The organism is Gallaecimonas zhanjiangensis (assembly GCF_057624825.1).
Window position 1 is genome coordinate 621,792 of the sequence record NZ_CM172603.1, and the last position, 22,435, is coordinate 644,226.

General features: G+C 61.1%; 17 protein-coding genes and 3 tRNA genes. 5 read left to right on the forward strand and 15 right to left on the reverse strand.

Going from position 1 to position 22,435, the window contains the following annotated elements:
- Positions 1–37: 37 nt before the first annotated feature.
- The 4 genes from AC22G1_RS02905 to AC22G1_RS02920 are packed head-to-tail and all read right to left on the reverse strand — an operon-like array spanning position 38 to position 3,292.
- The gene (locus AC22G1_RS02905; protein WP_487315443.1) at positions 38–769 is read right to left on the reverse strand and encodes a HugZ family pyridoxamine 5'-phosphate oxidase; all 732 of its coding nucleotides are present in this window, start codon (positions 767–769) and stop codon (positions 38–40) included.
- The gene (locus tag AC22G1_RS02910; protein WP_487315444.1) at positions 762–1,538 is read right to left on the reverse strand and encodes an ATP-binding cassette domain-containing protein; all 777 of its coding nucleotides are present in this window, start codon (positions 1,536–1,538) and stop codon (positions 762–764) included. The genes AC22G1_RS02905 and AC22G1_RS02910 overlap by 8 nt, the downstream gene beginning before the upstream one ends.
- On the reverse strand, positions 1,531–2,535 hold the full coding sequence (locus tag AC22G1_RS02915) for a FecCD family ABC transporter permease (RefSeq protein ID WP_487315445.1): 1,005 nt from the start codon (positions 2,533–2,535) through the stop codon (positions 1,531–1,533). Before AC22G1_RS02915 ends, AC22G1_RS02910 begins: the two co-directional genes overlap by 8 nt.
- Positions 2,522–3,292, reverse strand: a complete 771-nt coding sequence (locus tag AC22G1_RS02920) for a heme/hemin ABC transporter substrate-binding protein (protein ID WP_487315446.1) — start codon at positions 3,290–3,292, stop codon at positions 2,522–2,524. The genes AC22G1_RS02915 and AC22G1_RS02920 overlap by 14 nt, the downstream gene beginning before the upstream one ends.
- Before the next feature lie 188 nt (positions 3,293–3,480).
- On the opposite strand from AC22G1_RS02920, the gene AC22G1_RS02925 reads away from it, so the two are divergent.
- Positions 3,481–3,855 (forward strand): DUF805 domain-containing protein, encoded by a 375-nt coding sequence (locus AC22G1_RS02925; RefSeq protein ID WP_487315447.1) that lies wholly within the window; start codon positions 3,481–3,483, stop codon positions 3,853–3,855.
- A 59-nt stretch (positions 3,856–3,914) separates the two neighbouring features.
- On the opposite strand, the gene AC22G1_RS02930 is transcribed toward AC22G1_RS02925, so the two are convergent.
- The 9 genes from AC22G1_RS02930 to rsgA all read right to left on the reverse strand — a co-directional run bounded on the left by AC22G1_RS02930 (position 3,915) and on the right by rsgA (position 16,255).
- Positions 3,915–6,260, reverse strand: coding sequence for a TonB-dependent receptor (locus AC22G1_RS02930; protein ID WP_487315448.1), 2,346 nt, complete (start codon positions 6,258–6,260; stop codon positions 3,915–3,917).
- Between the two features lie 56 nt (positions 6,261–6,316).
- On the reverse strand, positions 6,317–6,607 hold the full coding sequence (locus AC22G1_RS02935; RefSeq protein WP_487315449.1) for a hypothetical protein: 291 nt from the start codon (positions 6,605–6,607) through the stop codon (positions 6,317–6,319).
- 123 nt (positions 6,608–6,730) lie between these two features.
- The gene (locus AC22G1_RS02940) at positions 6,731–9,010 is read right to left on the reverse strand and encodes a TonB-dependent receptor (protein WP_487315450.1); all 2,280 of its coding nucleotides are present in this window, start codon (positions 9,008–9,010) and stop codon (positions 6,731–6,733) included.
- Positions 9,011–9,069: 59 nt separating this feature from the next.
- On the reverse strand, positions 9,070–9,357 hold the full coding sequence (locus AC22G1_RS02945) for a hypothetical protein (protein WP_487315451.1): 288 nt from the start codon (positions 9,355–9,357) through the stop codon (positions 9,070–9,072).
- A gap of 91 nt (positions 9,358–9,448) precedes the next feature.
- A complete protein-coding gene (locus tag AC22G1_RS02950; RefSeq protein WP_487315452.1) occupies positions 9,449–10,153 on the reverse strand; it encodes a glycerophosphodiester phosphodiesterase in 705 nt (234 codons plus the stop codon).
- 13 nt (positions 10,154–10,166) lie between these two features.
- Positions 10,167–13,415, reverse strand: a complete 3,249-nt coding sequence (locus AC22G1_RS02955; protein WP_487315453.1) for a mechanosensitive ion channel domain-containing protein — start codon at positions 13,413–13,415, stop codon at positions 10,167–10,169.
- A 74-nt stretch (positions 13,416–13,489) separates the two neighbouring features.
- Complete coding sequence (locus tag AC22G1_RS02960; RefSeq protein WP_487315454.1) at positions 13,490–14,350, reverse strand: DMT family transporter; 861 nt, start codon at positions 14,348–14,350, stop codon at positions 13,490–13,492.
- Positions 14,350–15,198 (reverse strand): archaetidylserine decarboxylase, encoded by an 849-nt coding sequence (gene asd / locus AC22G1_RS02965; protein WP_487315455.1) that lies wholly within the window; start codon positions 15,196–15,198, stop codon positions 14,350–14,352. The genes AC22G1_RS02960 and asd overlap by 1 nt, the downstream gene beginning before the upstream one ends.
- A 31-nt stretch (positions 15,199–15,229) precedes the next feature.
- Positions 15,230–16,255 (reverse strand): small ribosomal subunit biogenesis GTPase RsgA, encoded by a 1,026-nt coding sequence (gene rsgA / locus AC22G1_RS02970; protein ID WP_487315456.1) that lies wholly within the window; start codon positions 16,253–16,255, stop codon positions 15,230–15,232.
- 67 nt (positions 16,256–16,322) lie between these two features.
- Between rsgA and orn the strand changes: the two genes are divergently transcribed.
- From orn to AC22G1_RS02990, 4 genes are all read left to right on the forward strand, one after another.
- A complete protein-coding gene (orn, locus tag AC22G1_RS02975) occupies positions 16,323–16,871 on the forward strand; it encodes an oligoribonuclease (RefSeq protein ID WP_487315457.1) in 549 nt (182 codons plus the stop codon).
- A 102-nt stretch (positions 16,872–16,973) separates the two neighbouring features.
- Positions 16,974–17,048 (forward strand) — tRNA-Gly (locus AC22G1_RS02980).
- A 73-nt stretch (positions 17,049–17,121) separates the two neighbouring features.
- Positions 17,122–17,196: transfer RNA gene (locus tag AC22G1_RS02985), tRNA-Gly, on the forward strand.
- Positions 17,197–17,370: 174 nt separating this feature from the next.
- A tRNA-Gly gene (locus AC22G1_RS02990) sits at positions 17,371–17,445 on the forward strand.
- 511 nt (positions 17,446–17,956) lie between these two features.
- Here AC22G1_RS02990 and AC22G1_RS02995 read toward each other — a convergent pair.
- Positions 17,957–20,002: a phosphocholine-specific phospholipase C gene (locus AC22G1_RS02995; RefSeq protein ID WP_487315458.1), complete on the reverse strand. Its 2,046-nt coding sequence runs from the start codon at positions 20,000–20,002 to the stop codon at positions 17,957–17,959.
- A 49-nt stretch (positions 20,003–20,051) separates the two neighbouring features.
- Complete coding sequence (locus tag AC22G1_RS03000) at positions 20,052–22,331, reverse strand: TonB-dependent receptor domain-containing protein (protein ID WP_487315459.1); 2,280 nt, start codon at positions 22,329–22,331, stop codon at positions 20,052–20,054.
- Between the last annotated feature and the right edge of the window lie 104 nt (positions 22,332–22,435).

Here is a 22,435-nt window from a genome sequence, read left to right on the forward strand (position 1 = left end):
TGACCGAAAAGAAAAAGCCGGCTGATGCCGGCTTTTTTTATGCCTCGATGGCGGCCCGGCTTTGCTGGGTAAGGGCCACCAGTGCCTTTCGCACCGCCATGGCGTCCATGGCCGGTTCGGCAAAGGCCAGCAACCTTGCGCGCTCCTCACCGCTCAGGCGCAGCAGGCAACCCTCGGGGTGGATGGCCAGCAGCTCGCCGCCGCCGTCTTTACCAAAGAAATGCTGGCCCATGGCGCTGATGGCATCGAGGTGGTCGCGGTGCATGTGGCCAATCATGCCCGCTTCGGCCTCTTGGTCCCAATCGCCTGTGGCGCCCTGCCATTCGGCAAGTTCCAGCCAGAAAATCTTGCCAAAACCACCGATAAAACGGATGCGCTTGGGCAGCAGGCGCCACACCGCAAAATCGTGGGCTTGGCGATAGCCTAAGGATTCAGGGAACTGGCTGGCGTAGCGGGCAAAGGCCGCTTCGTCTTCTCCTTCGGCCAGCTTTTGCGCGTCTCCCAGCACCGTTACCCGGCCCTGGGTGTTTTGGTCGGTCTCGACGGTCTGCTCAAAGACGGTGACCGAGCACTTTGGGTCCATGGTGAGGTTGCGGCTGTGCTGGGCGATGTCGGAGATAAACAGCAAAAGGCTGCCGTCGCGGTCCAGCACAAAGGGCGTGACCGAGCCGAAAGGATAGCCCGGCAGGGCCTTGGAGTGGGTGGCCAGCACCCCTGACTGAATAGTCAAAAGCAGCTGGCGGGCTTGATGTACGGCACTGTTACGCATCGAGGGGTACTCCTGTCTTGGCTTGCCACAAAGGGGCGGCAAGGCCGGGAAGGGGGATGCTTTGCATCGGATGATTATAAAGGCGGCTGGCAAGGGCTGGGGTCAGCTCTGTTGGCGGCAGGTCGGCCAGCAACTTACCAGCTTTTAGCAGCAGCAGGCGGCTGGCGTATTGGCAGGCGAGGTTGAGGTCGTGCACCACCCACAGCACCAGGGCGCCTTGCTGGCAAAGGGCTTTGACTTCAGCCAGCAACTGGTGCTGGGCGGCAAGGTCAAGGGCGGCGGTGGGCTCGTCAAGCAGCAGCACCGGCCGCGACACGCCGTGCAGCTGGCAAAGCACCCGGGCCAGATGCAGCCGGGCCAGCTGGCCACCGGAAAGCTCGGCCAAGGGGCGTTCGGCAAGGCCCTGGCAGCGGCACCGCGACAGCCAATGGTGGCAGGCAGCAGCGCTTGCTTGCGCCGATTCTTCAAAAGGGGCGCGGCCGAGGGTTACCAGTTGGCGGCCGGTCATGGCGCCTGGGCTTGCCGGTTGCTGGCCCAAAAAAGCGCGGCGGCGGGCCAGCATCAAGGGTTGCCAGCCTGGCAGCGGCCGCTCATCGAGGCTAATGGCGTTTTGCCGGGCGTCCGCTACTTGGTGCAAGAGGGTAGACTTACCGGCGCCGTTTTCTCCCAGCACCGCAATCAACTCGCCGGGCTCGGCGGCAAAGGCGATATTGCTCAGCAGCGTTTTACCCCCGGCCAGGGTCAGGCTGAGCCCGCTTACCTCAAGCATGTTGCCTCCGCAGCAGATACAAAAATACCGGCGTTCCCATCAGCGCGGTGATGATGCCCACCGGCAGCTCCTGGGGAGACACCAGAGTACGGGCCAGCCAGTCTGACAACACCATCAGCAGCGCCCCGCCCCAAAGGCTTGCCGGCAGCAATTGGCGATAATCGCCACCAAACAGCATTCGGCAAAGGTGCGGCACCACCAGCCCCACAAAACCAATGACGCCGGTAAAGGCGGTGGCGATGGCCACCAGTACAGAGACCAGCACCAGCAGCCGTTGTTGCATCTTTTTGACGTCCACGCCGAGGGTTTGGGCGTCCCGTTCACCCAGCAGCCATAAGGTCAGCCCCAGCCGCCAGGGCCACAGCAGCGCCAGTGCCAGCACCAGCAATGGCGCGGCGAGAGCCAGTTGCGGCCAACTGGCGCCGGCAACGCTGCCGAGGGTCCAGTAGGTCATCAGTTTCAGGCTGGACTCGTCGGCAATGTGGCTAAGCAGCCCCATCAGGGCGCCAGCCAGGGCATTGATTCCGACCCCGGCGAGAATAAGGTGGGTGATGGACAAGCGGTTTTGCCGGTAGCCAAAGCGGATCACGATAAAGCCGGTCACCAGGGCGCCGACAAAGGCGGCCAGCGGCAGGCGCCACAGCGGCGGCAGCCCCCAATGGATGCCAAAGACAATGGAGCCAAGGGCGGCCAAGGCGGCGCCGGAGGAAAGCCCCATCAGCCCGGGGTCGGCCAGCGGATTGCGGCAAAGCCCTTGCAGCACGGCGCCGCTGCCGGCCAGCGCCGCGCCCACTAACATCGCCAGCAGCAGCCGGGGCAGGCGAATTTGTTCAAGGGCAAGGGCCGCCGGGCTGAGGCTGCCTTGGTGTTTATCTGCCAGGTATTGCCACAGCAGCCAGGGATCTGAGCCGGCCGGGCCGGTAGAGAGGCTCAGCCAGCAAAGGGCCAGGGCCGCCAGCAGCCAAAGCCCGCGCGGGTGGGATTTAATCAAGTGCATGGCGAAGGGCCTTCACAGCGGCGATAACCTCTGGCCCCTGGGACATCACCAAGGTGGCGGGCAGGGCCCGGACCTTACAGCGCTGGCCCAGCAGGTTCAGCGGTGGCTGCTGGCAAAGGGCCTGGGGCGTGGCACTCAGGTGCTCGGGCACCAGGATAAGGTCGATACCGGACAGCAGCATCTCCCGGGAAAAGGGCTTGTAGCCTTGCTGGCTGGCCGCCACGTTGTCAAAACCGGCCAGTGCCATCAGGGTGTCTGGCCAGGTTTGGGTGCCGGCCGCTATCAGGCCCCGGTCTGAGGCGCTGAGCAAAAACAGCACCCGGGGCTTGGCTGCCAGGGGCTCAAGGTGGTTGAGGCCGTCTTTGATGCGGCTCACCAGCGCTGCTGCCACCTGGGGTTTATCCAGCCATTGGCCCAGCAGCACTATGTGGCTGTAAAGGCCGTCGATACCGGGGGCCGGAGGCAGCTCTCGCACCTTAACGCCGCTGGCGGCCAGTTGCTCCAGCACCGCTGCCGGGCCGGTGCCGGGGGCGGCCCATAGCTCGTCTGGCTTGAGGCTCAGCACCCCTTCAGCGCCCAGTTGGCGAAAATAGCCGAGCTTGGGGTAGTTGCCCTGGCTGGTGGAGTCGGTACCGACTATCCACTGCTGGCCGCCAAGGGCTTCGACTATCTGGGTGACACTGGCACCGGTGGTGACCACCCTCGGAGTTGCCAGTGCCGCGAAGGGCAGCCATATCAGCCAGAGTAGGACGCGCATCAAACACCTTTAGATAGTAATTTTCATTAACGCGAATTATTATCATTTAAGGCTTGGTTGTCCAGTTGTGCGAAATTGCCTATCGCAATTACAGATATTGCCGCTTTTACTTTTGTTTAATCAGAGTTAACTTAAGCGCCCGGCTGGACACCGGCTCCTAACCTCCTATTTCTGATAAGGAAATCGCCATGGAAAACTACATTTCTGTACTCAAGCAATACGCTAACTTCTCTGGCCGCGCCCGCCGCCAGGAATACTGGATGTTCTTTTTGGTTAACATCCTGATTTATATCGCCTTGGCTATCGTCGTCAGCGTGCTGAATGTACCGGCACTGGCTTTCCTTATCGGTATCTACGCCCTGGCCACCCTGGTGCCTGTTCTGGCCCTGACCGTGCGCCGCCTGCACGATACCGGCCGCAGCGGCTGGTGGATTTTCGTGCAGATGATCCCCGCCGTCGGTGGCATCGTGTTCCTGGTGTTTGTGTGCCTCGATAGCCAGATTGGCAGCAACGAATACGGCCCCAACCCCAAAGGCATTGCCGGTAACCCCATCGCCGCCTAACAGCGCCGATGCGAAAAAAGCCCGCCAAATGGCGGGCTTTTTTGTTGTTGGGCGCCGCCTTAGAAGGCGTAGCGCACCCCTAAGGTCAGGTTGCGCCCTGGCAGCGGCGCCTTGTCCTTCAAAAAGGAGGTGTGGGGCCGGGCTTCGCGGTCGGTAAGGTTGGTGCCTTTTAGGTAGAACAACACATCGCCGGCGGTGGTGAAGTAGCGGTAGCTGACGCTGGCATCCACCAGGGTGTAACCGGCGCTTTCGCTTTCAAAGTCGGCCACCTTGTCCTGGCGGGCATAGCGCACCGCCCCCAGCTCGCCGTGCCAGTCCTGCCAGTCGTAGTTGAGGGTCAGCCCCAGGCGCAGCGGCGAGATACGCGGCAGGTTGCCACCGTCTTTGAGCTTGCCACGGGTGTAGTCGCCAAAGGCATCGATTGACCAATCGCGGCCAAGGGGGATATTGAGCGCCGCTTCAAAGCCGTAGAGGCGGGCATCGGCCTGGCTGTATTGGTAAATGGGCAGGCCTTCGCCGTGATGATGGTGCTCTTCTTCTTCCTCGGCGCCTTCTTCTTCGTCTTCGCCCACCAGGGTGCCGGTGTTGCGCTGGTAGAAGTAGTTATCCACCTCGTTGTAGAAGAGGTTCAGCGACCAGGACCAGTCACCCTCGAATTTACGTAAGGTCAGATCCAGGTTGTTGGCCTTTTCCTGGCTCAAGCTGCCGTCTTCGGGGTGGGCGTGGTCGCCATGGAGGTGATATAGGGCGCCCACTTCAAAGGTGCCGGTGGCCAGGTGCGGGCCGTAGCTGTAAAGCTCTTCGGCGGTGGCGCTGCGCTCGGCGTGGGTCAGCGCCAGGCCCAGGGTGTAGCCGGGGCGATATTCCCAGACGCTGCCAGCCGAGAGGCTGAGGTTGGTGTCTGATTGCTTCTCTGGGCTGAACAGCTCATCGCCGTCGTGGCCTTCGAGGATGATGGTGTCGGCCTTGATCTGGTAGTGCTCTACCCGCGCTCCCAGCTCCAGGTTGAGGTTGCCAAACTGGCGCTCTTCTACCAAAAAGGCGGCCAGGGAATCGGTTTTGGAGCTGGGGGTGATGGCTTCTTCGCCGGTGGCAGAGAAATCCCGGTGGCTGCCGTGCAGGCCGATAACCCCTTGCCATTCCGCCAGCGGCTTGTGGTAGAGGCTAAGGCGCGCTTCCGAGGCCTTGTTTTTAAAGGTGGTGGCGGCCAGGCCCTCTTCCAGCTCCTGATGCTGGTAATCGGTGTACGCCGCGGCAAAGCTCAGCCGGCTAAAGCCCGCCAGGGGATCGTTAAGGCCGGCCAGCAACTGGTAGTGGGTCTTTTTAAGGTCGATGCGCACCCCCTGGTGGCCCTCTTCCTCGTGTTCGCCTTCCTCTTCTTCTTCGTCGTGTTCGTGTTCATGGCCGACGATGCCGTAGTTGGACTCCAAACGGTTGGCCGACACCCCGATAAAGCCCCGTTCGCCGGTGTAGGAAAGGCCGGCGGTGGCGTCGTCTTGCTTGATATCGGAGTTGTCCAGCTTGCCATAAGGCTGGGGCTCGTCCGGGTTTTGCTCGCCGTAGCCTGGGATATCCACGTCATGGGTGCGGCGGCGGTTGCCGTCGAGGTGAAAGGCCAGCGCGCCATTGCCGCCGTTGAGGCTACCGCTGACGGTACGCTCGTCGGCGCCGGTGCCGTAGCGGGCATCCACATTGCCCGACAGCGCCTCTACCGGGTGCTGGGCGATACGGTCGTCCACCACGTTCACCACGCCGCCAATGGCGCCGTTGCCGTACAGCAAGGTGCCAGGGCCGCGCAAAATCTCGATTTGCCGGGCGGTGCCGGCCTCGGCGGTAACGCTGTGGTCGGCCGAGAGGGTTGAGGCGTCAGAGACCGACAAGCCGTTTTGCAGCACCTTGACCCGGGGGCCGTCCATGCCGCGAATGATGGGGCGGCTGGCCACGGGCCCGAAATAGCTCGATTGCACCCCAGGCTCCCTGGCCAGGGTTTCCCCCAGGGTGGGCTCGGTGGCGCGCAGCAGTTTGTCGTCGGCCAGCACCGTGACCGGGGTGGCGCTTTCCAGCACCGAGCGGCCAAGGGCGGTGCCGGTGACGGTGATGTTCTCGATGTTGCTGGCGCGCAGCACCAGATTAAGGGTGGTGGTGCCGGTGGTCAGGTCCAAATCCCGCTCCTGGTGCACAAAGGCGCCGGCGCCAAAATGCAGATGCAGGTGTTGGTTGTCGGCCACCGTCAGTTGGTAGCGGCCTTGCTGATCGGTGTAGATACGCTTTTGGGCGCTTTGAATTTCGACGCCGACGATGGGGTTACCTTGTTCGTCGGTGATGGTGCCTTGTACTTGGGCGGCCCACACAGGGGCAGCCATGCCTGCGGCGCCGAGCGCCAGGCAAAGGGGGGCAAGTTTCATACTGCCGGTCCTCTAAAACAGCAAACAAAATGAAGCGTTAGGTTGTCTTGGGGCTGTCAGAGAAGCGGTGGGCCACGGGCCCTAAGCACCAGCTCATGGGCCGGGCGCAGCAGTTGGGCCACCAGCACATGGGGGGGCAGCCGCGCCGGTTCGGCCGGCGGTGGGGTGGTGGAGCTATGAAGGGCTTTGTCCTGGTGCTGGTGATGATGGTGGCAAAGGCTGCAACGGTGCTGATCCCCCAAATGATCGGTGTCGTCATGGGCGATGGCCCAGCACTGGGCAACCACCAGCCACAGGGCCAGCAGCAACCAAGTTGGTCGATGACGAAAGGGGTTGAGGAAGGTCATGTCGGGTCCGTTAACAGCACGGCGCTACCCTAAAGCCCCGGCGGCCAGGGGTAAAGTGAAATATGTTAGACAGTAACAAAGGCAGGATAAAAGAAAGCCGGCCCAGAGGCCGGCTTGTGGGGCTTAGAAGCTGTAACGCACGCCCAGGGTCAGGTTGCGGCCCGGCAGGGGCACGGTGTCCTTGAGGAAGGAGGTGGCAGGCCGCGCTTCCTTGTCGGTCAGGTTGTTGCCTTGCAAGAACACAAACAGGTCACCGCTGCTTTGGTAGACGTGGTAGCCCACCGAGGCGTTGACCAGGGTGTAACCGGCGGTGTCGGTTTCGTTCTCGGCGGTTTTGTCTTGCTTGCTGTAGGCGGTGGCGCCCACATCGGCATGCCAGTCCTGGTAGTCGAAGTTCAAGGTAGAGCCAACACGCAGCGGCGAGATGCGCGGCAGGTTGCCACCGTCTTTGAGCTTGCCACGGGTGTAGTCGCTCATGGCGTCGATAGACCAGTAATCGCCGATGGGCACGTTCACTTGCGCCTCAAAGCCGTACAGGGTGGCGTCGGCCTGGCTGAACTGATAAACGGGCAGGTCGCCGTCTTCTACGTCGCCAAGGTCGGAGGCGACCAGGCCAGTGTTGTGCTCATAGAAGTAGTTATCCACCTTGTTGTAGAACACGCTCAAGGTGCCGGACCAGGCGCCGTCGAACTTACGCAGGGTCAGGTCCAGGTTGTTGGCGGTTTCCTTTTTCGGGTCGCTGCCAACCGGGATAACGTTGCCGCCGTTGATGTCGTACAGCGAGCCCACTTCAAAGGTGCGGGTCGCATCATGGGGGCCGTAGCTGTAGAGCTCTTCGGCGGTGGCGCTACGCTCGGCGCGGCTCAAAGAAACGCTGAAGTTGTAGCCGGGAGTGAAATCCCAAACGGTACCGGCCGACAGGCTCAGATCGTTGTCCTTGATGTCGCTGGGGGAATACTCCTGGTCACCGGCCAGGCTTTCTAGGTCCATGGAGCCGGATTTGAGGTGGTAGTTCTCCAGGCGGCCGCCCAACTGGTAACGCAGGTCCCCTACCTTGCGCTCCTGCACGATAAAGGCGGCAACGCTGTCGGTTTTGGTGTTGGGGGTCAGGGACTCTTCGCCGTCGATGCGGTAATCGCGGTGGGTGGCGTGCAGGCCTACTACCCCTTGCCATTCACCCCAAGGGTCGTTGGCCAGGGTCACGCGGCCTTCGCTGTACTTGTTGGTAAAGACGGTGTCTGGGTCGCCGTTTTCCAGCTCGGCGTGGGTGTAGTGGGTGTAACCGCCGTCAAATTTCAGGCTCTTAAAGCCTTTGAACGGGTCGTTCAGGCCACTGTGCAGCTGCCAGGCGGTTTTGCGCATGTCGATGCTGACCGTCGGCTCGTCGCTGCCCGCTTCAGAGGGGGGAATGCCGTACTTGTTCTCGGTGCGGCTGCCGGACACGCCAATGTAGCCGTCATCGCCGGTGTAACCGGTACCAAAGCCAAAGTCGTCCAGGCTCAGCTGGCTGTTGGCCAGTTTGCCGGAGGGGTTGTCTACCCCTTCGATGGCTTGGCCGGGGATGTCTTCGTCGCTGGCGCGTCTGTGGGTGCCGTCCACGTGCCAGTAGTATTTGCCGTTACCGGTGTTGAGGTTGGCCACGGCGGTTTTGCCGTCGTCAACCGTGCTGTAGCGGGCGCCGACGCTGCCGGTCATGCCGTCAATGGGTTGGTCGGAGTAGCGGTAATCCACCACGTTGACCACGCCGCCAATGGCGCCGTTACCGTACAGCAGGGTGGCCGGGCCACGGAGGATCTCGATTTGCCGGGCGGTGCTGGCCTCGGTGGTAACGGCGTGGTCGGCCGATACGGTTGAGGCGTCACCTACCCCCAGGCCGTTTTCCAGCACCTGCACCCGAGGGCCGTCCATGCCGCGAATAATGGGGCGGCTGGCGGCGGGGCCAAAGTGGGAGGCTTGCACGCCAGGCTGGTTTTCCAGGGTGTCACCCAGTGAAGGGGCGGTGGCTTTACGCAGTGCATCGTCAGACAGCACCGACACCGGGGTGGTGCTCTCAAGCGCGGTGCGGCCCAATGGGCTGCCGGTCACCACGATGTTCTCAACGTTTACCGGTGCCAGCACAAAATCTTTACTGAGGGTGCCGGTCGCGGTGTCTATCTCGACTTCCGAGTGGGCATAGTTATCAGCACCGGCGTGCAGGTGCAGGTGGCTGTTGTCGGCCACTTTCAGGCTGTAGTTGCCGTTTTTGTCGGTTACGGCTTGGGTGGCGGCACCATCAACGGAAACCGCGGCGCCAACAATGGGGCTGCCGGAGGCATCGGATACGGTGCCGGTCACGACGGCGGCAAAAGCAGGGGTAGCCAGGCCAGCCGCAGCCAGCGCCAGATATAAAGGAGCAAACTTCATTTTTCTGTCCTTAAAAACAGCAAATTTCTAAAAGGTTTTAATGCGGGCTGTTGTTAAGGTCAGGCTGGCGGCCCGCGTACCGGCATGCGGCGATAGCGAGGCGGTTGGGGATTTTGATAGCCCAGGCCCTGCTCGGGGGCAGGGACCATCAGGGCGGTAACGACCGGCAGCGCGAAGCTGGGGCCTAGGTCGGAGTGTTCAGCAAAATTACACAGCTGACAGCTTTGTTGGTCTTGGACCAGGCTGTGTTTGCTGGCGTGGATAATTGCATAGCCCTGAATGACCACCAGCCAGAGGGCCAGTAGCATCCATAACCGAGAGCGGCGTTGTGGGCGAAGCAATGTCATAGAGCGGATGTTATTACCTAACAGAGGCGAACACCTTACCCAGTTGCCATCCGGCCGTCCAGCCCCAATGGTTAACAATTGTTTCAGAACGTCAGGTTATATGGCTAAGTAACCATTCCCGGCTACGGGCCGGGTAGTTGCTGAAGATGCCATCCACCCCCAACCGCTGCAGGCGATGCAGATCTTCGGGTTCGTCCACCGTGTACACATACACCTTGAGCCCCAGGGCCTGGGCCTCGTACACCAGGTGCTTGTCGATAAAGCTGCAATCTAAGTGCAACGAGAACACCTTGAGCGGCCCCAGCATGCTGGGCAGCTCCAGAGGAATGTGGCTTATCAACAGGCCAATGGGCCAGTCGGGTTTGAGGGCCTGGAAAGCGGCCAACTGGCGGTGGTGGAAAGAGGAGATAAGCAGATCCTCTGGCTGCCAGCCCAGCTCGTCAACGGCCCGCTCCAGCAGCGGCACCAGTACCGGCAGCAGGTCATGGGCTTTTAGCTCCAGGTTGAGCTGGCAGCGCCCGGCGCACAGCTCCAGCACCTGCCACAGGGTGGGGATGGGTTTGCCGTCACCGGCGTCCACCGCCGCCAAGTCTTGGGGCGTCTGGTTTTCCAGCAGGCCATGGCCGGTCTTGGTGCAGTGGTGCAGCCAGCGGTCGTGGAGGATGTAAATCTCGTCCTGGTAACGCTGCAAATCCAGCTCGATGGCTTCGGCGCCTTGCTCAAGGGCCAGTTTGAAGGCGGTCAGGGTGTTGTCGGGCGCCTCACCGGAGGCGCCTCTGTGGGCAAAGATCTTCATGGCGCGTTGCTACTCAAGGCCCTTTGGGGGCGGAAGGGGATTGCAGCATGTTGACGTCCACCTTGGGCCAGGCGAGGGTAATGCCACGGGCCTTGAGCTGGCGGTGAATGTCGCTGTAGAGCGCGTGGCAGGTGCGCAGGCGATGGTCGGTGTCGCCCACGTAGGCACGCAGTTCGAAATCCAGAGACGACAGCCCGATACCCAGCAGGTAAGCCGAAGGTTCGGGTTGGTCCAATACCATGGGGCATCGCTTGGCTGCCTCCAGCATCAACTGTTGCACCAGGTCCGTATCGGAGCCGTGGTTGACGCTGATACGGATGATAAGCCGGGTGGTGGGGTCCGACAGCGACCAGTTCACCAACTGCTCGGTGATAAAGGCCTTGTTGGGCACAATGATCTCTTTGTGATCCCAATCCACTATGGTGGTGGCGCGGGTGTTGATGCGGGTCACGGTGCCGGAAAGATCGCGAATGGTGACCGTATCGCCGATGCGAATGGGCTTTTCAAACAGGATGATAAGGCCCGACACAAAGTTGGCGAAGATCTCCTGCAAGCCAAAACCCAGGCCTACCGTCAGGGCCGCTACCAGCCACTGCGCCTTGGACCACTCGATGCCCAACAGGCCAAAGGTGGTCGCCACACCCACCACGATAACCAGGTAACGTGACACTGTGGTGATGGCAAAGCCGGTACCGGGGCTGAGCTGCATCCGTTGCAGCAGCGCCAGCTCCAAAAGGCCGGGCAGGTTGCGGCTGCCAATCACCATCAGCGTCAGCGCCAGCAGCGCCCAGATAAGGGCCATCAGGGTTACCGGCACGTCTTGTTCTTCACCGTCGATGGTGGTGGTAACGCTGTAGAGGTTGATGTGCTCGAAGTAGCTCAGGGAGTCGTACATGGACGACCACAGCGCCACCAGGGCTATCACCGCCGCCAGTTTAAAGAGGGTGCGCATCAGGGCGATGGACTGGCTGGAGATGGTGTCCACGTCGATAAGGGATTCTTCCGACGGCACCTCGGGGCCGGGGTCGGCCTCTTCGGTTTGCTGCTCTTTGGTGCGCTGGGCGAGCAGTTCGGCCCGCTTGATTTTGGCCTGGGCAAAGGCGATTTTGCGCCGCTCAATCAGCAGCCAGCGCTTGGAAAGGTAATAAGCAAAGGCAAAGCCGCACAGCATCAGCAGGGAAAGCTGCTCTAGCCAGAGGATTTGCTGGGCGGTGTAGTAATAACCGGTAATGGCCAGCACCAGGGATACCGCAGGCAGCAGAATGGCCACCCACCACAGCAGGTAATGCCAGTTGCGGGGCCTGACCCCTTTTTCCAGGTTGTACACCAGCAGCGCGCGGTGCTTATAAAGCTGCTGGTAGAACACCGCCAGGCCCCCGGCCAGCGCCATAAAGGTGAGCCGGCCCAGGCCCTGGCGAATGGCCTCGTCGTTTTGCAGTTGGCAATACACCGTCACCATCAATAGCGGCGTGGCAATCAGCGCCAGGCGCCGCACCAGCAGCCGCAGCCGTTTCACCCCGGCGGCGCGCCAGCGAAAGTGGCTTTGCAGTATGCCCTCGTCGTGGGTGAGGTTACGCACGGTAAGCCAGATGGCGCTGCCAGCGGCGCCGGCCATCAAGGCCATGGCAAGAGCCGGCTGGGTTTCTTTGGCAATCAGGCCCAATACCAAAAACAGCAGCGGCAGCGGCGTGGCATAGCCGAGGGTTAACGCCAGGGCCTTGACCGTGGTGCGGATGGTGTCGCGGGTGACATTTCCCACCGGCTTGGCAAGCTCTGCCAGGCGTTTACGCAGGCGGTTGAGCTCCAGCCAGCGGATCACCATCGCCAGCACCATCAGCCCCAGCACCAGTGCCACCAGTAGCGGGTGGTGGCTGACCCTGAACTCGTTGCCCTCCACCAATTTGTGGCGCACAAACTGGTAGCTGTCGTCTACCAGGGAGGTAAGCCAGTCCCAGCTTAGGGGCCGGGCATTGGGTATCCAAAAGAGGTGCCCCTCAATCAGGGTCTTGAGCTCGCCAACGGTTTTTTCGAGATCCCCGGTGGCAATCTCCAGCTGGGTCAGGTGGTTTAAGTATTCAAAGGTCCGCTCCGAGAGCTTTTTAAGGAGCTGGCGGCGGGTGTCGATGAGCTTTTTGGCTTGCTGGGCCTGCTTGGCAGAAAGCTGGGCCAGGGCGTCGTCCGGCGCGCCGGCCTTGAGCTTCTGGTCGTACTCGTATTTGTCGATGCGGGCCTGGTTGATGGCGTTGATCAGCTGCTTGTGCTGAAAGTCCCGGGGCAGCTGGTCGTAGCGGATACGCAGGGTCTCGCCAAAGGCGGCGCTCACTTTCAGCCACTCAATCTGCTTTTGTACCGACGATTGATACTCGCGCCACTCCAGGTTCTTTTGTTTGACTTCCCTTAGCTTGGACAGCGCAGAGACAATTTGATTGTTAAGGTCGGTCAGCGCATCGGCGTAACCGACGCTCTCCTGGGCCAGCTGGTCCAAAAAGGGGTTTTGGTAGTCGTGGTCCAGGCTTTCGACCAAGGTGGCCTGAATACGCGCCTGGCGCTTTTCATTAAGGGCCGATTGCATCGCCGATTGCTGGGCCACCTTGTCGGCGATTTGCAGGCTCAGCAGCTCTTGGTCCACTTCCTTTAGGCGCAGCCGCTGGCTTGCCGAGGCATCTTCCAGCTCCAGGCGACGGATCCAGGCTTGCAGCATGGCCACCTTGGCTTGCGCCACCGCCATGTGGGCCTGGCTCATGGCGTCGGTGCCGGAGAGGTTGTCCAGGTCTTGCTGCTGTTGGTTTAGCTCGTTACGCAGGTTGGCGGCCTGGGCGCTGCCCTGGCCCAGGCGGCTGGAGATGCGGCTTTGGTCGCTGATCACCTTGTCCAGCTGGTCGTTCAGGCTCTGCTGGTCGCTGATAACCTGGGGCAGCTCCTGGTCGAGGCGGGTTTCGCTCCAGCTTTTGTAATTGGCCAGGGCCGGGGATTGGTAGCGGGCCAGCTCGGCCTCTTTTTGGGGCAGCAGCTTGGGGAAGTTGTCGATAACATCCTGATATTGCTTGGCTACCTTGAGGTGATCGTCACGCTGGCCCAGCAACTGGGCTGCCTCGCCATAGAGGGACGCCAGTTGTTCGCTTTGGGGATCGGCAGCCTTCTTGGCGGCCTGGGCCTTGGTTTGCATCTGCTCTTTGAGCAGCTTTTGAAAAGGGGTGTTGGCCTGGGCGCCAACACTGAGCAGCAATGCCAGGGCAAGGCAGATACGAAACAATAGGGGCATAACCGATCCCGGAACTTAAGTCTTTCTCATCCTAGGGCTTTTTACCCTGGCCCGCCACAGCCAAGGGCTGGGGTTCAGGGCTTTTGGGAACGGGCCGCCAGGGTCTCGAACACGGCTGCGCTGACCACCAGCACGCCGCCGACGAGAGTACGCCAATCGGGGATTTCATGCAGCACCAAGGCCGCTAAAACCGTGGCGTAGATAGGTTGCAGACAGGAAATCAGCGCCACGCTTTTTACTTTGAGGTTGCCAAGGGCCTGGGCCAGCAGGGCGTGAGGGGTAGCGGTAAAGCCAATACCCAGCACCAGCAGCAGCCCCCAACCCCACAGCGGCATAGAAAGCGCGGCGCTGCTTTGAAAGGGCGCCAGCACCACAGCCGCCACCAGGCACTGGTAGAACATGGCCTTGGGACCGGAGTGGTGGCTGAAGCGGTGTTTGTGCAGCAGGTTTCTCAAGGTAAAGAGCAGCGCCGACAGCACCCCCAGCGCCACCCCTTGAGTGGTGCTGTTATCGAGGTTGGTGTCCGGCACGATAAGCACGATGCCCACCAGCACAATGGCGGCGGCCAACAGATCGCGAGGGTGGGGCAGTTGGCGCTTTATCATCGGCTCGAGCAGCACCGCCATTACCGGGTAGGTGAAAAAGGCGATCATCCCCACCGCCACGGTGGAGACCTGCATGGAAGCAAAATAGGTGACCCAGTGCAGGCTCACCACCACTCCAAGGGCCAGGGCGGTGGCGTATTCGCGGCCACTGCCAAGGCGCAACCGGCCTTTGGTGGCTTTGACCACCAGCGCCAGGGTGAGGGCGGCAATGACGCAGCGCAGCACCGTCATGTCCAGGGCGCCAAGGGGAATGAGTTTGGCAAAGAGCGCGGTGCCGCCAAACAGCAACACCGCGATATGCAGTTCCCAAAGACTTCGGGAAGAGGGCATCAGCTGGACTTGCTGGCGAAGGCTCCGCCCAGGCGGGTGGTTACTCCGGGAGCCAGTTCCTCGGCAAAGGCCACGGCCTGCTGGCCAAACAGCAATACCACGGTGCTGCCCAGCTTGAAGCGGCCCATTTCTTCGCCCTTATCCAGAGTGATGGGCTTGAGGTGGCGATAATCCCAGTGGCGCACTTCTTTGCCGGTTGGCGGGCTCACGGTACCGGCCCACACCGTTTCGATGCTGGCAACGATAGTGGCGCCCACCAGTACCAGCGCCATGGGGCCGGCCTCGGTTTCCCACAGGGTCACCACCCGCTCGTTACGGGCAAAAAGGCCAGGCACGTTTTCGGCGGTCAAGGGGTTTACCGAGAACAGGTCGCCGGGCACGTACACCATGTCGGTGAGGGTGCCTTTAATGGGCATGTGAATGCGGTGATAGTCGCGCGGCGCCAGGTATATGGTGGCAAAGCTGCCGTTCTGGTAGGGCTCGGCAAGAGCAGGAACCCCCAGCAGGGCTTCTGCGCTGTAGTCGTGGCCCTTGGCCTGGATAATGCGCCCGGCGGTTACCGGGCCCAACTGGCTGACGGCGCCGTCCACCGGCAACACCAGGTCGGTGTCAGCCAGGGGGCGCAGGCCGGGTTTGAGCTCGCGGGTGAAGAAATCGTTGAAGGTGGCAAAGTCCGCCGGGTCCTGCAGCTTGGCCTCGCTCATGTCCACTTTGTACTTGTTGATGAAAAAGCGGATAAAGGCGCGGGTAATAAACCCGGCCTTGGCGCTGGCCAGAAACCCGGTCAGCCGGGACAGGCCGTGCTGGGGAATAAGGTACTGCAGGGTGATTTTCAGTTGGTCTAACACCGATGAATTCCTTGGCGATTATAGGGTGCTGTTAGGCGAAACTGGGCCGGCTCTCGGCCAGCGAGTCAACTATGCGATGGTAACTGTCCAGGCGGCTTTGGGCCAGCTCTCCACGGGCAATGGCGGCATGCAGGGCACAACCCGGATCGGCCTTGTGCTTGCAGTCGCGGAACTTGCAGGTGCCCAAAAAGGCCCGAAACTCGCGAAAACCGCGGGCGATGGTGGTTTCATCCAGGTGCCAGAGCGCAAATTCGCGAATGCCGGGAGAATCAATCAAGTCGCCGCCGGTGGGGAAGTGAAAGAGCCTTGCCACCGTGGTGGTGTGCTGGCCAAGGCCGGAGTTCTCCGACACGTCCCCTACCTGGGCTTCGGCGTCCGGCAGCAGCCGGTTCACCAGGGACGATTTCCCTACCCCTGACTGGCCGACAAAAATGCTCACTTCGTCTTGCAGCGTGGCTTCAAGCGCTGCCATGCCTTCGCCTTTTTTCACCGATACCAGCAGCACCTGGTAGCCAATGTCACGGTACAGGGCAAGCTGCTGCTCGGCGTCCTGGCGGGCCGCCTCGTCCAATAGGTCGGTTTTATTAAGGATGATCACCGACTCGACCCCCAAGGTCTCGCCGGCCACCAGGTAGCGGTCAATGATGTGGGTGGAGAGCACCGGCAGCACCGAGGAGACGATGTACATCTGGTCGATGTTGGCGGCCACCGGCTTGATGCCGTCGTAGAAATCCGGGCGAGTCAGCACCGAATGGCGCTCGTGTACCGCCTCAATCACGCCGCTGATACCGGCCAGGGCCTCGTTGCCCCGGCGCCACACCACTTTGTCGCCGGTGACCAGCGAGCCGATGGTGCGCCTCAGGTTCAGGCGGTGCACTTTGCCCTCTGCATCTTCCACATCGGCGTGCTGGCCAAAGCGTGAGAGCACTAGCCCTTCCTCGGGGCTACCCAGCAAGGCGTCGTCGATGGCGACCTCGTCCTGCTGCTTAAGACGTTTGGCCTGATTGGCTTTAACCCGGCGCTGCTGGCCGTGGGTCAGTTTGCTGCGTTTCGCCACTTTGTTCCTGGCTGCTGCTGACGTAAAACCCTATGATACACCGAGGTGCCCCTTCAGAAGAAAACCCATGAGCAAAGACAACCTGATTTGGATTGATCTGGAAATGACCGGCCTGGACCCGGAAAAAGAGCGGATCATCGAGATCGCCACCATCGTCACCGACAAAGACCTCAATATCCTAGCCGAAGGGCCGGTGCTGGCCGTGCATCAGAGCGATGTGCTGCTGAACGCCATGGACGAATGGTGCACCCGTACCCACACCGCCAACGGCTTGGTGGCCAGAGTTAAGGCAAGTGCCTTATCTGAAGCCGACGCCGAGCAGCAAACCATCGCCTTTTTGCAAAAGTGGGTCGACAAGGGCGCCTCGCCCATCTGCGGTAACTCCATCGGCCAAGACCGGCGCTTTTTGGTCAAATACATGCCAGAGCTTGAGGCGTACTTTCACTATCGTAACCTCGATGTCAGCACCCTCAAGGAGCTGGCCCGTCGCTGGGCACCGGCAGTACTTGGCGGCATCAAGAAGAAAGAAACCCACCTGGCCCTGGACGACATCCGCGAGTCCATAGAGGAGCTGCGTTACTACCGTGACCATTTCCTGAAACTGCCGGTTGCCTAAAAAGGCGCCAAACAGTATTTGAGGCTGTTGCGCAGACGAAATTTTTAGGTACAATGCGCTCCGCTGTCGGGGAATACCGGCGGCGGGCTGTAAGGCCAAAGCGCGGGAATAGCTCAGTGGTAGAGCACAACCTTGCCAAGGTTGGGGTCGCGAGTTCAAGTCTCGTTTCCCGCTCCAAATTTTGATGATTCGGGTTTAGGCCAGGGTCACGGCGAAAGCCAAAAGTCGTTGCCCAGGCAGCGCATACAATGCGGGAATAGCTCAGTGGTAGAGCACAACCTTGCCAAGGTTGGGGTCGCGAGTTCAAGTCTCGTTTCCCGCTCCAAATTTAAGGCGTAGTTGGTTAGATTAATTGACTACGAGGTGTGAGAATCGCGACCGTCGCGAGCCGAATGTCGGCCCAGTCAAGTCTCGTTTCCCGCTCCAAATTTTGATGATTCGGGTTTAGGCCAGGGTCACGGCGAAAGCCAAAAGTCGTTGCCAAGGCAGCGCACACAATGCGGGAATAGCTCAGTGGTAGAGCACAACCTTGCCAAGGTTGGGGTCGCGAGTTCAAGTCTCGTTTCCCGCTCCAATTAGAAAAGGCCGTCCATCAGGGCGGCCTTTTTGCATTTGGCTCTCCAGCAATTGCGCTGCAGGGGTTAAGCGACTCCCTGCAATCCGTCTATCTAATGTCGAGTGGGTTAATTCAATGGTCTGTGGCGCGCAGACGCGCCGGTCGCGAGCCGAGTGTCGGCAGAGGCTAGTCTCGTTTCCCGCTCCAATTAGAAAAGGGCGTCCACCAGGACGGCCTTTTTGCATTTGGCTCTCCAGCAACTGCGGCAGGGGTTGAAGCGACTACCCTGCAATCCGTCTATCTAATGTCGAGTGGGTTAATTCAATGGCCTGTGGCGCGCAGACGCGCCGGTCGCGAGCCGAGTGTCGGCAGAGGCTAGTCTCGTTTCCCGCTCCAATTAGAAAAGGCCGTCCATCAGGACGACCTTTTTGCATTTGGGCCTATTGCGGCTCAGAACATAGGGCTAAAGAGCGTCGTCTTTCTTCCCATCTAAACAAAGGCCGCCATCTAGGCGGCCTTTGAGCGAGGGTTACGCCCTGCCGATCAGCGGATCGCTAAAGCTCGGTTGGCCGGTTTCCATATGGCCACACCAGCGGCGCCGGTAGTGCCCGGCGCTAAGGGCCAGATCGTACCAATGGGCCTGTTCGGCAATATGCCAGCTCAGGCTCTGTTGCTGGCCGGGGGCCAGCGTGTAGCGCTGGGTCTTGCCGCTGTAAGCATCCGTTATCTCAAAGGCCTGAGGTTCGCCAGAGCGGTTGCTTAAGGTCAGCATCAGCAGGTTGGGGGTGGCACCCCGGCTGAGGCTGGCCTCTAGGCCATCGTCCCCTTGGCCGGCGAAATGGCGCAGGTATCCGTTGGGGCCATGCAGGGTCAGCTGGTAGTCAGCGCCGGTCTCGATGCTGTCTTCCAGGCGGCTGTGGGCGGCGGCGGTGTAGTGCCGCGGCCCATGCTCAGCTTTATCATCATAAAGCCCAAGGGCCACTGCCACCGTGCTTTGGTTGTGGATGGCAAGGGCCAGTTGGCCGCCTTTGGCCCGAGCGCTGACTTCCATCTCGTATGGCAGCGGCCGGGCGGGGCGCTGGCCGGGCTCCTGGCGGGGCATGGCGGCCAGGGGCGGCAAGGTGGGGGCCGGCAGCTTGGCGGCTTTATCCACTTGGCCGATGTAGTGCCCGGTATCCGGCAGCTTGGGCCAGGTGGCGTTTTGGCCGGTAAAATCGAGGGTGCTGGTGAGATCCCCCGCCACTGCTCGGCGCCAAGGGGAAATATTGGGCTCCCTGACCCCAAAGCGCTGCTCTAAAAAGCGCAATACCGAGGTGTGGTCAAAGAGCTCTGAGTTCACCCAGCCACCCCGGCTCCAGGGGGAGATCACCATCATCGGTACCCGTGGCCCAAGGCCCAGCGTCTCGCCGTGATAATCCTCGCCATCGAGAGCAACGTTGCTTTTGCCAAGGGCGCTGCCTGCCGGCGGCACCGGCACCGGTACGTGGTCGAAAAAGCCGCCGTTCTCGTCGTAGTTCAGCAGGAACACCGTTTTTGACCAGACCTCGGGGTTGCTCATCAGCGCTTCGAGTAAACGCGCGGTCAAGGAGGCGCCGTAGCCCGGCGAGGCTTCAGGGTGCTCGGAGAGGATATAAGGAGCGATAAGCCAGGAGACTTCCGGCAAGGTGCCGTTTTTCACGTCTTCGGCAAAGGCCGCCACCAGGTGCTCGCCTCGGGAGGCTACGGCGTTCTCGGCGCTGGAGCCTGCCACCCAGGCGCGGCCCTGGCGGTAGCGGTGCGAGTCCGGGTCGAGGCCGCGAAAGGCCTTGAACGATTGCAGGGCGTTATCGCCGAAGTTGTCGTACTCCTGATAGACCCGCCAGCTGACCCCGGCTTTGTCCAGGCGCTCGGCGTAGGTGGTCCAGTCATAGGGTGTGAACTCGCCGTGGTCGCGGCCCATGTCCGAGGTCCAGTTGCCGTCGTCCTTGTTGGCCACCACTTGCGGGCCGCTGTTGCCTACCGTCAGGCCGCTGGTGCCGGTCCACAGGAACATGCGGTTGGGGTTGGTGGGCCCAAACAGCGAGCAGTGGTAACCGTCGCAGATGGTAAAGGCGTCGGCCAGGGCGTAGTAAAAGGGCATGTCGTCCCGTTTGAAATACCCCATGGTCATGGGGGTTTTCTGCTCGGCCCATACATCGTTGCAGGCCCAGTCTTTTACCGGGCCGCGCCAGTCGTGGTTGAGGTCGTGCATGGTTTGGGCTGAGCTGCCGGTGCTGTCGAGATGAAAAGGCAGCACCGGCGCCGGGGTCTTGCTGCACGCCTGCTGCCACACCGATTGGCCGGGACGGCTTTGCATGGCCCTGGGGTCGTCAAAACCCCGCACCCCGCGCAGGCTGCCAAAGTAGTGGTCAAAGGAGCGGTTCTCTTGCATGAAGATAACCACGTGTTTGACGTCTTCAATGGTGCCGCTGTGGCGGGCAGGCTCGATGGCAAGGGCTTTTCGGATGGTGGCGGGCAGGGTGGCGGCGGTGGCGATACCGGCGATGCCGGCAGCCGAAGAAAGCTTTAAAAAGCGGCGACGTTGTTGGTCAACCATCGGCTTTTACCTCAAAAAAGAAGCCCCGGCTAAACCGGGGCCAAAGGGGTCAGAATGAAAGGGTGGCGTTGGCGGTGACGGTGCGGCCAACACCGATGTAGTAGCCGCCGTTGGAGCCGCCGGCCAGGTAGTTGGTGTCACCCAGGTTGGTTACGTTGAGGGTGAGATCCAGGCCCTTGATGCCTTTGGTGGCGAAATCCAGGTGATAACCGGCGTACAGGGACATCACGGTGTGAGACTCGATGGTGTCCTTGTTGAAGTAGTCGCCGTAGTAGTCGCCGGTGTACTTGGCTTCCAGGCCGCCGCGATAGTTGCCGTCGCTGTAGTTCACCGCTACCACACCCATGCGGCGCGGCGCACCGGCCACTTCCATGCCTTTGATGTCACTCAAGATGGCGTTGCCGCCGGCGTCGGTTGCCGGCACCAGGCTGCGGTCGGAGTACTCGGAATCGTTGAGGGTCAGCGAGCTGTACAGGCTCCACATCGGCGCGAACTGCCAGTTGATGCTGCCTTCAAAGCCCTTGGACTTGATACCGCCAACGTTGACGTACTGGCCGTCCAACTCGCCCAAGTAGTCGATGCCGCTACCGGCGGTGGCGGCGATGTAGGTGATGCGGTTATCAAACTTGATGTGGTAGAAGGCGGCGGTGACTTGCAGGCTGGAGCCGAAATAACGCAGGCCAAGGTCGGTGTTCTTGGCGGTTTCGGCCTCCAGCTTGCCGTAGTCCTGATCGGTCTCAAGGATGCTGTCGGAGATGGCTTTGAAGTTCTCGGAGTAGCCGCCGTAGAGCTCCCAGCTGGGGGCGAAATTCCACACCGCACCGGCCATGGGCAGCAGATCGGAGTCGCTGGACAGCGACCCGGTCTTTTGGCCCACAAAGTTGTCTTTACGGTCGATATCCACCAGGAACTTGCGCACCCCGGCGGTCAGGGTCAGATCCCCCAGCACCCACTTGTCCTGGGCGTAGTAGTTGAGGGTGTCGGTGGTGTAGGTGCGGTCATACTGGCGCCAGTAGGCGGTGTTGTCGTAAGCCGGGCCCACTTTCGGGTCCAGTACGCCGTGCCAGTCGCGGTATTCGTCACGGTCCTGGCGCTCGGCCCACAGGCCCAGGGTCAGGGTGTTGTCCATGGTGATGTCCCAGCTAAAGCGCGAGGTCATACCGTAGCGGTCCTTGCCGTAGTGGGTGTGGCGGTAGCTGGAAGCCAGGGTGCAGGAATCGTCGCAGTCGGCCGGGTTCAGCACCGGGGCGCCGCTGGCATCAAAATGGGTAAAAGTTTGCAGGTTGCCGTCGGCATCAAGGATGGGTTTACCGGCGTCGTCCACCAGCACCTGGTAAGGGGGTAGCCAGTCGCCACGGCCTTTCATGTGGTGGTAATAAGGGGTGACTTCCAGGCGGGTGCTGTCGCTCGGGCGGGTGTCCAGGCGCAGGTAGGCAAAGGTGTTTTTGCGCAAGGTGCGCCAGGCTTCGGCAAAGTTTTGGTCTTCTACCGGGTCGCCGGTCCAGTTCCAGGTCAGGCGGTCCCAGCGGGGGTTTTGCTTGAACTGGGCCAGGGAGATACCGTTGTAGTTGGTTTCGTCCACGTCGTCATAGCTGATGCGGCCGGTCAGGGTGGCCCAGCTCAATTCTGACACCAGCTTGTAGGCGGCGTGAAAATCGGTGGAGTCGCCGTTGGAGCCAGAACCTATCCAGCGCTTGGTGCGACTGTCGGCGAGGCTCAGGTAACTGGTGGTGGTGTCGTTCCAGAAGCGGCCGGTGTCAAAGCGCAGGTAGTATTTGCGGGAGTCATAATCGCCGCCGCTCACCGCCGCCACGGCGCCCTTTTCGTCATTGGGGTTGGCGGAGATGTAGTTGAAGGTGCCGCCCAGGGCGTCGAGGGAGGGGGAGCCGATATCGGAGGTGCCCTGCATGACTTCCACCCGGGCGGTGTCTTCGGTCAGCAGGTAGCGGTTGGCCTTGGAGCCGCCGCCGTAGCCGGAGCCGCCGTTGGGCAGGCCGTCGATGGTCATGCCCAGTTGCTGGTCTGAGCCGTTAAGGGCAAAGCCGCGCATGGTGATGGTGGTAGACCAGTCGTCGGAGCCGAACACGCCGCCTTCACCCACGCTCACCCCGGGCAGCATGTTGATAAGGTCGTTGACGCTCGATAGCGGGCTTGAGAAAGATTTGATGTTGTCGTCGGTGCTGTTGTTGGCGTAGGCGATACGGGCGCCCACCACCGAGATCACCTCGGTGTCTTTACCGGCGTCGTCGTCGGCCAAAGCGCAGGAACTGAATACCACTGCGATGCTGGAGGCAAGCAGGCTGGGAAGGAGAAGTTTGTGATTTGTCATGATTTTTTCCCTTGCGAATAAATAGAGCGCATTGTGGGAACGGGGTGTGACGAAAACGTTTCGCTTGGGTTTCCTGGCCGTGAATGTTTTTTGACCGTAAAAAG